The organism is Nostoc sp. C052 (assembly GCF_013393905.1).
Taxonomy (GTDB): domain Bacteria; phylum Cyanobacteriota; class Cyanobacteriia; order Cyanobacteriales; family Nostocaceae; genus Nostoc.
In genome coordinates this window covers 2,036,814-2,049,890 of record NZ_CP040272.1, presented here as the reverse complement: position 1 = coordinate 2,049,890, position 13,077 = coordinate 2,036,814, and the positions used below count along the sequence as shown (strand labels likewise).

The 13,077-nt window shown below is 38.2% G+C and carries 14 protein-coding genes, 1 tRNA gene and 1 pseudogene; 7 read left to right on the top strand and 9 right to left on the bottom strand.

Going from position 1 to position 13,077, the window contains the following annotated elements:
* Positions 1–47: 47 nt before the first annotated feature.
* Positions 48–1,283: a restriction endonuclease subunit S gene (locus FD723_RS08205; protein WP_179064881.1), complete on the bottom strand. Its 1,236-nt coding sequence runs from the start codon at positions 1,281–1,283 to the stop codon at positions 48–50.
* Positions 1,280–2,893 (bottom strand): type I restriction-modification system subunit M, encoded by a 1,614-nt coding sequence (locus tag FD723_RS08200; protein WP_179064880.1) that lies wholly within the window; start codon positions 2,891–2,893, stop codon positions 1,280–1,282. Before FD723_RS08200 ends, FD723_RS08205 begins: the two co-directional genes overlap by 4 nt.
* A gap of 110 nt (positions 2,894–3,003) precedes the next feature.
* Between FD723_RS08200 and FD723_RS08195 the strand changes: the two genes are divergently transcribed.
* Together FD723_RS08195 and FD723_RS08190 are read left to right on the top strand one after the other, a co-directional pair.
* The gene (locus FD723_RS08195) at positions 3,004–3,327 is read left to right on the top strand and encodes a hypothetical protein (protein WP_179064879.1); all 324 of its coding nucleotides are present in this window, start codon (positions 3,004–3,006) and stop codon (positions 3,325–3,327) included.
* Positions 3,328–3,449: 122 nt separating this feature from the next.
* Complete coding sequence (locus FD723_RS08190) at positions 3,450–3,743, top strand: helix-turn-helix transcriptional regulator (RefSeq protein WP_179064878.1); 294 nt, start codon at positions 3,450–3,452, stop codon at positions 3,741–3,743.
* Positions 3,744–3,747: 4 nt separating this feature from the next.
* Here FD723_RS08190 and FD723_RS42590 read toward each other — a convergent pair whose 3' ends face one another.
* A complete protein-coding gene (locus tag FD723_RS42590) occupies positions 3,748–3,873 on the bottom strand; it encodes a hypothetical protein (RefSeq protein WP_256875117.1) in 126 nt (41 codons plus the stop codon).
* Here FD723_RS42590 and FD723_RS08185 point away from each other — a divergent pair.
* A complete protein-coding gene (locus FD723_RS08185; RefSeq protein WP_372743795.1) occupies positions 3,872–4,177 on the top strand; it encodes a hypothetical protein in 306 nt (101 codons plus the stop codon). The two genes, FD723_RS42590 and FD723_RS08185, sit on opposite strands and share 2 nt — an antisense overlap.
* Before the next feature lie 76 nt (positions 4,178–4,253).
* Positions 4,254–4,448: a hypothetical protein gene (locus tag FD723_RS08180; RefSeq protein WP_179064877.1), complete on the top strand. Its 195-nt coding sequence runs from the start codon at positions 4,254–4,256 to the stop codon at positions 4,446–4,448.
* A 437-nt stretch (positions 4,449–4,885) separates the two neighbouring features.
* On the opposite strand, the gene cas5 is transcribed toward FD723_RS08180, so the two are convergent.
* The 4 genes from cas5 to cas6 are packed head-to-tail and all read right to left on the bottom strand — an operon-like array spanning position 4,886 to position 8,712.
* Positions 4,886–5,524, bottom strand: a complete 639-nt coding sequence (gene cas5 / locus FD723_RS08175) for a type I-MYXAN CRISPR-associated protein Cas5/Cmx5/DevS (RefSeq protein WP_179064876.1) — start codon at positions 5,522–5,524, stop codon at positions 4,886–4,888.
* A complete protein-coding gene (locus tag FD723_RS08170; protein ID WP_179064875.1) occupies positions 5,521–6,489 on the bottom strand; it encodes a CRISPR-associated protein in 969 nt (322 codons plus the stop codon). Before FD723_RS08170 ends, cas5 begins: the two co-directional genes overlap by 4 nt.
* Positions 6,470–8,050 (bottom strand): type I-MYXAN CRISPR-associated Cas8a1/Cmx1, encoded by a 1,581-nt coding sequence (cas8a1, locus tag FD723_RS08165; protein ID WP_256875116.1) that lies wholly within the window; start codon positions 8,048–8,050, stop codon positions 6,470–6,472. Before cas8a1 ends, FD723_RS08170 begins: the two co-directional genes overlap by 20 nt.
* Entirely contained in the window at positions 8,050–8,712 is a 663-nt protein-coding gene (cas6, locus tag FD723_RS08160) for a type I-MYXAN CRISPR-associated protein Cas6/Cmx6 (protein ID WP_179064874.1), read from the bottom strand. The genes cas8a1 and cas6 overlap by 1 nt, the downstream gene beginning before the upstream one ends.
* Before the next feature lie 154 nt (positions 8,713–8,866).
* Between cas6 and FD723_RS08155 the strand changes: the two genes are divergently transcribed.
* Positions 8,867–10,243, top strand: coding sequence for a TniQ family protein (locus tag FD723_RS08155; protein ID WP_179064873.1), 1,377 nt, complete (start codon positions 8,867–8,869; stop codon positions 10,241–10,243).
* A 161-nt stretch (positions 10,244–10,404) separates the two neighbouring features.
* On the opposite strand, the gene FD723_RS08150 is transcribed toward FD723_RS08155, so the two are convergent.
* Together FD723_RS08150 and FD723_RS08145 are read right to left on the bottom strand one after the other, a co-directional pair.
* Positions 10,405–10,478 (bottom strand) — tRNA-Val (locus FD723_RS08150).
* 327 nt (positions 10,479–10,805) lie between these two features.
* Positions 10,806–11,491 (bottom strand): IS1 family transposase gene (locus FD723_RS08145; RefSeq protein WP_179064872.1). Its coding sequence is split into 2 segments (ribosomal slippage): positions 10,806–11,152 and positions 11,152–11,491, totalling 687 coding nucleotides; the frame shifts between segments, so codons are not numbered across the junction.
* A 224-nt stretch (positions 11,492–11,715) separates the two neighbouring features.
* Between FD723_RS08145 and FD723_RS08140 the strand changes: the two genes are divergently transcribed.
* Together FD723_RS08140 and FD723_RS44105 are read left to right on the top strand one after the other, a co-directional pair.
* A complete protein-coding gene (locus FD723_RS08140) occupies positions 11,716–12,306 on the top strand; it encodes a DUF411 domain-containing protein (protein WP_179064871.1) in 591 nt (196 codons plus the stop codon).
* A gap of 228 nt (positions 12,307–12,534) precedes the next feature.
* Positions 12,535–13,062, top strand: a pseudogene (locus FD723_RS44105) (sensor histidine kinase); the annotation flags it as partial.
* Positions 13,063–13,077: the final 15 nt, after the last annotated feature.

Below are 13,077 nucleotides of genomic sequence, written 5' to 3'. Positions count from 1 at the left end.
TACCAGATGGCTCTTTACTCTGTTTCTAATATTCCCCAAACATCCAATTAAACAAACATTTTTTGGAGTAAGCCTTTTTTGAATTTTTCGGTTTGCTCGATTTGACGGGTGAGAGTTTCAATTTTGTGATCGATTGCGGTTAGGAAATTGGCTATTTTTTCTTGTTCTTTTAATGAAGGAAGTAAAAAAATAAATTCCAAAAACTTTGAAAAATGAAGGCGTTTTTTTTCAAGAAGCGAACCTTCTGCCATCTGATTATAGTATTTAATTGAGTTGTGACTTTTCAGGAAAAACTCAATAAAAAGTAAGTTGATAGTCTTATCTAATGAAAATATATCATAATATTTTGAAACTTTAACAGAATAGTTCCTTCCATGTCTTGCTAAAGCTCCAAATCTAAGATTCATTGGATTATAAACAAAATCATTGGACTCTACTAATTTATATGCTTCTTCTACATCTTTTACGAGAAAACTTCTTTCATATCTTTCTGTTTTTTCTGTAATGCCATTTTCAATGGTCAAACTAAACAAGGGGATATCATCAGAAGCAGTAACATCTTTTTTGAGGATAAATTCACTAAATTTTCTTGGTTCCCAATTACCAGAAAACTCTGGAAATCTAACTTCTGGCGTTTTCTTCTTTTTCCTCAAGCCAATTTTGTGAGTGAATAGTTTTTGTATTACGCCGCGTTTATAGGTTTGCAGGAGTTCCCGTTTGCGGCGGAGTTGGTTTAGGCGCGTATCCACTGCCCCCAAAAAACTAGCAATCTTTTCTTGTTCTTCTTTTTTGGGGAGAGTTATCTCTAATTCAGCAAAGCTCTCTTGTCCAAGAGTTTTGTTTCTACCTGCTCCTCCTGGTGATGCTAACTCAAGCAAGTGCTTGCCGCGTTTTCTCAAGAAAAAAAGCAGTACAAATTTTAGATCGGCTCTATTGTCTCTTGGTCGGAACATCAAAAAACGATGAGAAGCAATATAACCCTGTTCATGGCTACTGGTTAGAGCAACAGCTTGCTCCCATGCAAAAACAATATTAACAGTGAAAGCTTCTGGATGAACCCAAAAAACTCTCTTATTTCCTAACGCCTCACTTGTTACAGGATCTTTATGAAAGATACCTTTGCCATGTGACCTGATTCCAATTTCTTTATATATTATTTCAGGTTCAACTTTAACAGGATTAACGTAGCGAACTAAGAAATGGTCAACTCTGTCTGTTTCCCAATCCCCATGAAACTCAGGAAACCGAAGTTCAGGAACTTTATTTTTTGTCTTCTTAGTCATAGTGGTGCCTCAATCCCCAACTCATTACAGAAACTACGAATGAGGTGATCGGTTTCTTGCATATCCTGATCAACTTTCCTTAGCTCACGCACTACTGCATCTAAATCAATCGCTTCTTCCTCCTCAAACGTATCCACATAGCGCGGAATATTGAGATTAAAATTATTCTCCTTAATCTCCGCTAAAGGTGCGCGATAACTATATTTTTCCTCCTTTAACCTTTGGCGATAGGTGGAAATAATTTTGTCAACATCCTGATCCCGTAAAAGATTTTGATTCGTTGCCTTCTCGAAATAGGCACTAGCGTCAATGAACAAAATATCTCCAGGATTTTCCCGGCACTTCTTAAACACTAGAATACAAGTGGGGATAATGGTGCCATAAAAAATATTGGCAGGCAACCCAATCACTGCATCTAACCAATTCCTTTCCTTGATTAGATACTTACGAATACGCCCCTCTGTCCCCCCTCGAAACAAAACCCCGTGAGGCAACACCACCGCCATAATGCCGTTCTCATCCAGGTGATGAAGCATGTGCTGTACAAACGCAAAATCAGCTTTAGACGCTGGAGCCAACGCACCATACTGACTAAAGCGATCATCTGACTCAAATATCTTATTGGCACTCCACTTGGCTGAAAACGGCGGATTTGCCACTACCGCCTCAAACCGCATTCCCTCATGCTGGGGGTTCTCTAACGTATCCTCCTGGCGCAGATCAAAATTTCGATAATGCACCCCATGCAAAATCATGTTCATCCGCGCCAGGTTGTAAGTCGTGCGGTTCATTTCTTGCCCGTAAAAATCCCCGACTGATTCCACCTGCCGCGCCACCCGCAGCAGCAACGAACCCGAACCACAAGTCGGGTCATAAACTGACTTCAGCCGCTCCTTTCCCGTCGTCACAATCTTCGCCAATACTTTAGACACCTGCTGCGGCGTGTAAAACTCCCCTGCCTTTTTCCCCGCACCACTAGCAAACTGCCCAATCAAATACTCATAGGCATCCCCCAGAACATCGTTCTCGGTGTCTCCCAACCGAAAATCAATCTTATCCAGATGCACTAAAATCTTGGCAATTAAAGCATTCTTCGCCTTCGGAGTCCGCCCCAACTTCGTCGAATTCAGATCCAGATCCTCAAATAAATGATCAAAATCTTCCTCACTTTCCTTGCCCATTGTGGAGCGTTCAATACTGTTAAGCACCTGGGCGAGATCATCCAAAATAAAATTTGACGACTCAAAATCCTCATCCCCCAGATTTTCTTCATGGGCTTTTTTTGCCCCTAATGCCCGCTCTGCCAAAGAACTAAACAACTCCGACGGCTTGAGAAAATAACCGAGCGTTGCGATCGACTCTTCTTTAATTGCCTCTAAATATTCTTGTCCCTCTTCCGAGGATTCATCAATCTTCAGAAAGTCAATGCCATCCTCCGCTAACACTTCATTGGCATAAAGATGCTGACGCTCAGAGAGGTACTTATAGAAAATAAACCCTAAGCAATAATCCCGAAACTCATCAGCATCCATCTTGCCCCGAAGCGAGTCGGCAATATTCCAAAGCTGAGTTTCTAATTTTTTCTTTTGTCCGTTCAGTCCGTTCGTCATTTATCTCTCGTACTGGGCGATCGCTAGCACCGCCAAGAAGTGGTATCTAAGCAACGTAAGATTAACACACAAGATGATTCGTTTGTACAGTGCGTAAGTCCTAGACCACATTGCAACAGGAAATTGAGCAGCTAAAAGAAAGCCTCAAGCAGAATCAAATTATTAACGCTTTGGAAAAATCCTTCTATGCCACTAGCGGCAAGGCTGGCAAAGATGAGGATGGCTATAGCTATTTCGATCTGATAAGCGATCGCGCCATCAATTATATTCTGCTAGATGAGCATGACAAGTTTATAATCATTGACCCGCACGGCAAAACGCCGCTAAAGATACTAATGGCTTGGAATCAAAATCTCAACTTTGCGATCGCATTTTTATCCACAGCAACGCAAAATCCGCAAGTTTGGACTGCTGTTGATAAGAATGAAAACTAAATGACTTTTGGTACTTGAGCGTCAGTTTTTCTCAAGGAGACTCTCTTTCACTATAAATCGTTATAGTTTGTAAACTGTAGTAGCTCAAAAATTTATGTTTTGTTTACTGCTGTAGCTATTATATGTCCAACAAAGGTGAAAAAAAAACCAGAATTTATATTTACATTGAGGACGTTGTATCTGTAGCCTGGAATAAAGATAGAGGAACAGTTTTAAAGCGACTACGTGGAAAAAAATCACGTCAGAAGCTGGCTGATGAAATTGCTGCCAGAGGCGGTGAGTGTTCGCATCAAAATTTAAAAAAACTAGAGTACGGTGAGTCTGAAAGCGTCTCTTTAAAAGTATTAGAGGCTATTTGTACAGCATTAGAAATATCAGTAAGCAATTTTTTAAGCACAGTCGAAGTGACAAATTAAAGTTTTAAACATACTTGTTGATTTTAGCTACTGAAGTTACTAATATATTGATGTACTCAAAAAGGCGATCGCCCTCCGCCAAGAGAAATGCGATCGCCTTTTGTTCAACCCCGTTAATGAGGTGACTCATGATGATTGTACAAGATGACTTTAGTAACTCAGCCTTGGCTGAATCAGAGTTTGAGGAATATATTGACCAGTTTGCCGACCCAGTAGCACCAGAAATTGAAATTGACTCAGTAGCAGATGACTTGGGTGAACTGTATCGAGTCTGGAATGGTTCTCAACTACTTGGCACTTTCTACCAAAATCTAGAGGGGAAATGGGTAGCACAACCCTGTAATAGGGATGATAGGCCATGTTGTGATAGCCCTTTAGCAGCGCAAATAATTATCATCGCTGTTAATGGCTTACTGGTAGCCGACGTAGCATAACACACAAAGCATTTATCCCATTACTTGGAGACGTGATTCAGTTCACGTCTCTTTCTTATGTAGAGGAATAATTGGGTTGAACAATTTAAGTTTTACTACAGCAAAAATTTATGCGATCGCACTTTTGGTATTTGGTAATCAAGCTGACTCTAACTCTTCTATGCTCATTGTCGAATTTCACCTTCTGCTTTACAAAGCTAATTTTCGTTTTCGTAGTAAGAGTTACACTACGCCCCGGTTCTGCATCTTTAACCGTACCATCAAAGGTTAGCGGAAGTTGCTAAAGGAATAACCCAACCTTATCAAGCTACGAATCGCTTCTGCGATCGTAGTCAGTAATTTGACCTCGATATTTGGGCAACGCCTAACGGCATAAAGCCACGAATCACTATCCAGTCATAATTGCATTAGCAAACCATCCAATTTGAGCAACGCCTAACGGCATAAAGCCACGAATCACAGCAAAATTGAAAACCCTTTACTGAGGAAGGTTCATTTACGATCTTACAAGTACTTTCCAGATTGAGAAACCAAAAACATACAACTTACCAAAGTTCCCCTTACTTTCAGCCCCTCAAACCCAGTACCGATAAACTTTCCCAAAAATAGCAAGCACCTTTTTTCTTCTCTCAATTACCATATCCCTTACCGTGTAAACCTTCCCGCCATTCTTTGATCCTAAATTCCCTTTCCCATAAGAGATACTTGTCAAAATGGAGATTGAATCATCGTCCACGCCAAATCAGGAGGTGATAATCTATTCATTTCCTCAATCCGATACCTCAAAAATCGGGTATTTCTTGACCCCACATGGTCAACCCAATAGGGTAAGGTTAACCTGCCTCGATTATCCCTAATCGCCCACTGTCTCACTCCCTCTGGATAATCTTCCGAGACAAGTTTGATCGTTTTAATCAACTGGTCGCTTTCTGCCAAAAATAAACAACCAAACCGTCTTACTAGCTCAGGATGGTCAAACGCTAACTGTATCCGCTCCCTTAAACTTGGTTGTATCTTCTCACTATCAGAACGAACCCAAATCAAACACTTCAAATTAGACAAAATTTCTTGATAACAGGGAATAACATTCTCTGGATGGCTAAAATCAGCATTCTTAAACCGTCTCATTTGACGTAAAATTCGTGACTTTTTGGGGCTAGATAACATCGCGATCGCCAATTCTACCCCACAGTGGCGATAGACATTCGTTTCCCCTACCAAAGACAACAACATCCCATACACTGTCGCTGGAGGAGGGACAGGATAGGTTTTTCCCATTTCCCTTGCATGGGACTCCCGAAAAGTCGCAAATGGAACATCCAAATAGAGAATTAATGGTGCAATCATTTTGATTCTTCTAAGCCCAAATCTCTTTTAATGACTGTTTTCAAAGCTGCAATCAGTTCATTTCGATTACGATAAATATGCGCCCTGTTAAAAGGGGAATTATCAAAATTATCTAATTGCTGTAACTCCTTAACAATTGTTCCCCCAATCCACAACTTACTAGGGTCAATCTGTCCGCATTCCACTTCATCTATAAACTCTTGTGAAAGTTTTGCTTCTTTACTCTTAGGATCGCAATATTCAAAGCAATAGGAAATATATGAAGCAAAATGATTTGTCCATTGAAATACCAAACTATCGGGACAGAAAGGATAATTAAAAATATTACTACTCCCTCCTACCTTGGGCAGATTCATAATCCCATCTATCAAAGGTAAAATCCGGGAACAATCTTTAAGATGAGTGGCATCAATTCCAAAATAATATTGATATCGAGTTGCATGATATTCTGTAAAATGGAGAGATGTACTATCCTTTTCTCTGCCACTTTTTGCCCCTAACTTAACTGCACCATCATAAGGCGTTAGCGAAACAGCCATGTTCATCCCTAAAGCACCCATTCGCTGATTAGGAGTGCTGGTTTTTGTTTGTTTCTTTTTTCTCTTTGTTGTTGAAATCTCCTCCTCTGTTTCAGCAGACTCTAATAAAGCAAACCCAAAAATATCATCATCATAAAATTGTTCTGGATCGAAATCTTCACTTGTTAAGCGATTAATATGTTCGTCCTCATCCCAGACTCGATTAACTAAATAACCTTGCTTTTGAAGATAAAAACGTAATGCCCAACGAATTGCACTTGAACCTACAAAAGAATGAATTTTACCATTATTCCAATAGCCTTTTTGCAGAATAGTCTTATTTCCTCGTCTAATGTCATGATTTAAGGACGCTAAACCATAACGAGTGAGGACTGTTCCGTAAAGATAATAATTGGGGATATTATTCTCATCCTTCTTCTGACTCATAATTCACTTCTTCTAGTTTTTGATTATTTGACAATGAATTATCATCTCTATTGGTGGGCTTATCTTTGGGCTTATAACTAGCGATCGCTAACAATGACCAAATTCTTATTTCTTGCCAAGGTGATTTTTTAATTAGTAGTGCAATCTCTTCCTGATGCTCATTAAAATACTTATTTAATCCCCCTCTTACTAAAAAGTCAGACAAATATTCCTTGAACGACAATTCATCATAACAATAGTTTAGCTCTGCCCTTAATCGTTCAACTTTCTTCTTAATTGGAGGATCTTTCCCTTCCTCTGTTTTGGCATAAATTTTAGCAAAGTTGCCCTTCATAGCTTGCTGAAATACCTTAATAAAAATAAGATACTGCTTGTCTTCTTCACTATTCTCTGCCATGATGATGAGTCCTTCTCGATTAGAAAATAACTGGTTAAATAAATATTCTTTTGAATCCTCTATCACCAATTTTTCCCATAAATTAGACCACCAATGGATTCCTTTCACTAAATTATCAGCAATCAGGGAGCGAATCGGATTGACCTTAATAAAAATTTGCTTATATTTAATTATCTGATAATTAGTTTTAAAGTATTTTTGCACCTGTTGATAAGTGATTAAAATATTCTTATCAATTTTAATTTCTTCTATACTCATCAATGTCGGTTGACGAGAAGCTTTATTTGTTTTTTCATATAACCAAACTTGACAAGCTTGATAGTAGCCCACTTCCGGCTGAATATCGTCTAAGCTGTAATAAAGTAATCCTGCTTCCCCAAGGCTACTAACATGAAACTGTTTAGTTTCTAATTGCTGTAATCCCCATCTCCTTTGAGAAGCGTCTTCAAAATCCTTTATTTCTGGAATCACCACCAAGTAGCGATGGGGTTTCCTTTCTTTTAAGTCTTCTGATGGTATATGAAGTAAGCAATAATGACAAACTACTGGTACAAATAATAATGCTAAAGCGTATTCAGGTTTCTCTTCTAGTTTTGTAGTATTCTGCGTCCGAGCATGGCGAACAATTCCCCCTAAATACAGCCAACTGGTTATTTGAATGTAATCATGTCTGAGTTGTTGGGTATCTGCCTCGCATAACTTCTCTGCAAAGGTTTGATGTGCGTACCAAGTTAGGGATTTATATTGATACTCGATTTGTTTTTCTTCAAACGTTAGTTCAGTGTTAATTATCTCTCCCGCTTTATAAAACTTATTAAGCCGCAGAAAAACAGCACACATCCCCTCATGAATATAAATTTTCTGGCTTAAATCTATTGCATCATTGTCTAATCCTGCTAAATGAATTAAACCTGTATCATCTAATTTAAAAGACTCATTAATTAACCAATATAGGGCGATAAAATCACTTCCTTCCCAGAATAATTCAATAGTATCAGCAGTCAAAAACCATGATATATATGCTCCCCGTTGATGAGATGAGGGATATTGCTTTTCTAATCGCTTTAAAGTCATGTAGAGTCCCGTCATTCCGACGCGGTGCATTATTGTCGTATCCGCAGCATCGAGAGATAGGGAAATTTTGGGTTGGGTAGAGACTATCATCAGGTTTCCTCTTCTGACTTGCTGCGAGTCGCTGGGACAAATATTCCACACATCATCTTTCGTTTCCCGCCAATGCCCTGTTCTTGCAAGGTTAGGGAATCTTCAGGATTGAGTTCGCTGATTTTTACGCCAAATCCTCTAATTTTAAACTGTTTCCCTTCTTTATTAATGGTTAATTGTCTTCGTTGAGGTGTTCCATCTTGTCGGGTAAGAAGTTCAACTTTTCCTTGTATTCCTAAATTATCCAGTTGCCGTTGAACAGCTTCAATAAAGTTAGTCGAGTCTTGGAATCCTTTAATTATCACTAATCTCGAATAGACACTTTCTGAAGAAATTAACGGTTTGTAGTCAGGAATATCTAATTGATAAAAATTTTGACCTATATGAAAGGCTTGACCCGCTAAATAAGGATAAATTAAAGGAATTTGTTGATGATAAATCCGAACTTTTAGACGAGATTGAGCAGTGAGTTCAAGCAAATTGTTCCTGGTCGGTATTCCAGCAATCGGATGAATCCCAATAGACTTTAGTTCATGTAGTGGGGGACAAATACGGGATAAGGCAGCGTAGGTAAGATAACCGTTGTCAAGAGGAATCGGTGCGCCTTTAAGTTTAAAGGTTAGGTCTAGGTAATCTTTGCTGTTTATACCTATGGCTATCATGTATAAAGATTTTTAGAAAATTTGATACTGAAGTTTAAAAGAATTACCAATATTTTAACTACAATAGTACATTGTAAATTAAGCCGAAAGCTCAGGTCATCAAAGTATAATTTTTATTAAAAACTTTAGGTTATTTAACAAAAAAATCATCGTCATGAACATTGACATAATCCAAATTCAACCCTATTTTGAGGATGAGCTATGGAGTCCAGAGAAATTTCCAATGCTTGAACGAAGTCGTTTACATCATTTGGAACCGATTGGTATAGGGACTCCTATGGTTGAGAGTTTAACCAGTTATGTGACACGGTTAGCTCATTCTCATGGAGTTTTTGTCAATACATTACTATCAAGAATAGTTAATCCCCTCTTACAGCAAACCTTTATCAAAAATTCTACTGGTAGAGGATTAAAACCGTTTTTTAACCGTTCTCATGCCTTAAATGGATATGGAATAATGGCTACTGATTTTGTTGAGGTTCTTAATCACTTAACTTTGCATAATCAGCTAGAGCTTTTAACATTGATACCCTTTTCAAACATTTTAGTTACAAAAGGCTTATTACGTCCTCATAAAGCTTGGTGTCCAATATGTTACCAACACTGGAAACAAAATAAACAAATTATTTATGATCCCTTACTATGGTCACTCAATGATGTCAGGGTTTGTTTAATACATCAACATACTCTTGTGCAAAATTGTCCTCATTGTCATAGTCAATTACTTTGGTTAAACTGGAAATCCACGTTAGGCTATTGTTCACAATGTTTTCAGTGGTTAGGAGGATATTCTAAAACTTCAGTAGTTACTAAGGAGAGATGGATAGTAGAAAATCTGGGAGAATTTCTTACCAATGCAAATCAGTTATCTTCTGTACTTACTCAAGAGCTTATACCAAAATCTTTCACCCATGTAGTGCATAAAGTTAGTGAAGATAATATAGCTGCTTTTGCTGCAATGCACAAAATCCCTAAAAATACTTTCTGGGGTTGGTATTCAGGTAAAACTTGTCCCTCTTTATCTGCTTTACTGCAAATTTGTTATAATCTTCAAGTTTCTTTATCTCAGTTCTTGACACAAGATTTCAATCTATCAACTACCCATTGTCAAAATCTCAAGCTTGACACGAAATATTCTAAGAACATACGTTTATCTCCCAAAACACTGGACTTGGATCATATTGAAAATACCCTGACCAACATTTTATTTCAAGCAAGAGATCCATTACCAACAATTGCAGAGATAGCCAAACAATTAAAAATTAATAGACGAGTTATTTCAAGACATTTTCCTTTATTATCCTATCAAATTGTCGCTAAACGTCGCAATTATATGGGTATGTGTCATTTAGCTGCTATTGAGCAGTGTTGTCAAGAAATTAGAGAAGCAATTGTCTCACTCCATCAATCGGGAGAACACCCAACCGAGTCCCGTGTGTGTGAACTGATTAGTAACCCCGGCTATTTGCGTTATAAGAAGGTTCGACTATTCTATAAGAAAACAGTTCAATCTATTTTAAGTAGCTTGTGAACTTTCAGTACCAATGGAGATAGTTGATAATTCACATTGATTTTTTTTCAAAAATTTTCAGGCATGATTTTGCCGTTACAGTTTTCAAGCATAGCTTTGCCGTTGCGGCAAATTCAAACTTTAAGTCACACAAATAATTAGTCACTGTACAGGATTCTAAATGGACGTAACTGGATTCGAACCAGTGACCTCTACGATGTCAACGTAGCGCTCTAACCAACTGAGCTATACGTCCTTAACCACACAGTTACCAATATTAGCATATACTTCTCTGAATAATGCAAGATAAATGTTCAAATCAGACTAACTCTATAAGCTTAATCAACAGTAACTTTTCATAGAATGAAACAAACAAGTCAAATCCTCTTCCCTTCTGGTTGAGTCGATGGGGGATATTATTCCCCGCACCTCTCAGTTAGATCCGTGCGTACCCGTTTCCGTGTACACGGCTCCCGATGTTCTCAGCTTGCGCTTTTGCTCATGTGTTTGTAATCGTGGCAACTCTCATGAATTGCTTCGAGATTATTTTTAGGGGCATTGCTGAATGAAGGGATGAATTAATTTATGTTGGTACAATTTTATACTTCAAATAATGAAGTAATAATTTAATCGAGTATCTCAGCATTTGTTCTGATTTGGAATAGCATAAAGTTTTGCGGTGAAGGCGTGCAAGATAATGACGTAACCGAGTATTTTCATTTTCCACCCGTGTCATATATGTTTTACTCACAATTTGGTCTCCATCGGGGATAAAACTTGGGTAAACCTTCCAGCCATCGGTCACATAAAAATAGCTTTTCCACTGTTCAACAATTTCCCAAAGTGGCTTAAAAGTTTCAGAACTATGGTCTCCTAAAACCCAAGCTAAAATACCTTGAGTAAAGTGATTTACTGCTGTCCACAACCAAATTTTGTTTTTTTTGAGCCGATGAATGTCTCTAATTCATCCAGTTCTGCAACTTCTGGAATCATATCTTCTTTTGGTACATCTGGCAGCTTCTCTCCTAGTTGTTTGACCCAATAGATGATCGTAGTATGGTGTACGCCTTTAACTCGTTCAATACCACGAAAACCCATGCCGTTAAGGTAGATTTTTAAGCATTCTTGTTTTAGTTCTTCTGAATATCCTTTTGGCTGATCGTATACATCAATAAATTGGCGATTGCAATGAGTACAAATGTGATTTTGTTTACCTTTACGTTTCCCATTCTTTCTGATTTCTGTAGAGCCGCAGTATGGACATTGCACAGTAGATGACCTCAATTCATCTCTCTATTATGCAACGCCCACATTTTTATTTTTTGGGTTTAACCGAACCCTATTGCATCTGTTTTTACTAAAAAAGGATACATTATCTATATCGTAGCCCTTTTAAATATAGAGGAACGCCAAGTAAGTGGAATAAGTATGCAGAATCTTTTTGAAGAGAAATAGTTACAAATTTCTGCAATGTTGTATTTAGGAAGTCTTAGATGTCGCACAAACAATTTATTTATTACTGGCAAAAATGCTTACTTCCCATCTTGATACCTACTGCTGTACGAGTAGTGGTAATAATTTGTCTAACAGCAGGGGTTTTGGGCATCTGGGAAAGCACTGCTTCTATGAGTTATGCTCATGCTCAACTAGTAAGTTCCAATAGAGGCATTCAGAATCAACAGACACTAGTAAAATCAACAGCGCTAAATGCCACTGTATATCACAGTCCAGATTGTAACTGTTGTGGTGGGTGGATCGATCATTTAAAGGCACAGGGTTTTAAAATCACAGATTTCTCTACGTCTGACATCGAAACAGTCAAACAAAAGTACAATGTGCCGGATAATTTGTCATCTTGCCACACAGCAATTGTGAACGGATATGTCATTGAAGGACATGTCCCAGCAGATGACATCAAACGTCTGCTTCAAGAAAAGCCAAATGTTATTGGTTTATCTGTTCCCCAAATGCCTGTAGGCACTCCTGGGATGGAGATGGGGAATCGAAAAGATCCGTTTTCTGTGCTTTCTTTTGATCGCCAGGACTCAGTTGCAGTATTCAATAAGTATCGTGCTGAGTCCTGAGTGAATTAGAACGAGTTACATTATGGCAATGAAATATCATGTCCGGCTAAATACTGGAGTTTAGACTAATTTGGATTCAACCAGCAATTAAGAGAACAGCAAGACAAAGTTACCCAACTTCTTGGAGAAACTGAGTCAAGTTGAATCATGAGAAAATCAGCCGAAACAAAGCAGCGGTTGAGTCAGCTTTGTTAAGTGATTCTTCGGTTTTGAGTTTTTTAGATGCGCTTACGTACTTTCTCTCGTGCAGACTAAGATTACAAAGTGCCTTTCAACATCCACCAAGGGATTGATAGTACTATTCTTATTCTCAAACATCGCCTCAAAGCTAACGAACAACGTCCTGCCATTGAAGTTGTTACCAATTACGGTAATTTACCTCAAATTAAATGCTTCCCTGGTCAATTAAATCAGGTGTTTATGAATGTTTTAGCAAATGCTATTGATGCCTTGGATGAATCTAGTCAGGAACGTAGATTTGAATAAATTCAACTCAATCCTAACTGCATTACAATTACAACCTCAGTCGAAAATAGTCTAGTTAGAATTGCCATTATGGATAATGGAAAGGGGATGAATGAAGAGGTGAAATCAAAAATGTTTGACCATTTATTTACTACAAAAGCTGTTGGTAAAGGCACAGAGTTAGGGTTAGCGATCGCTCGGCAAATTGTCGAATCAACCCACGGTGGAAAATTGAGTTTTAACTCAGTTATGGGTCTAAGTACAGAATTTATCATTGAAATCCCAGTATAAGTTTTGTATTTAATG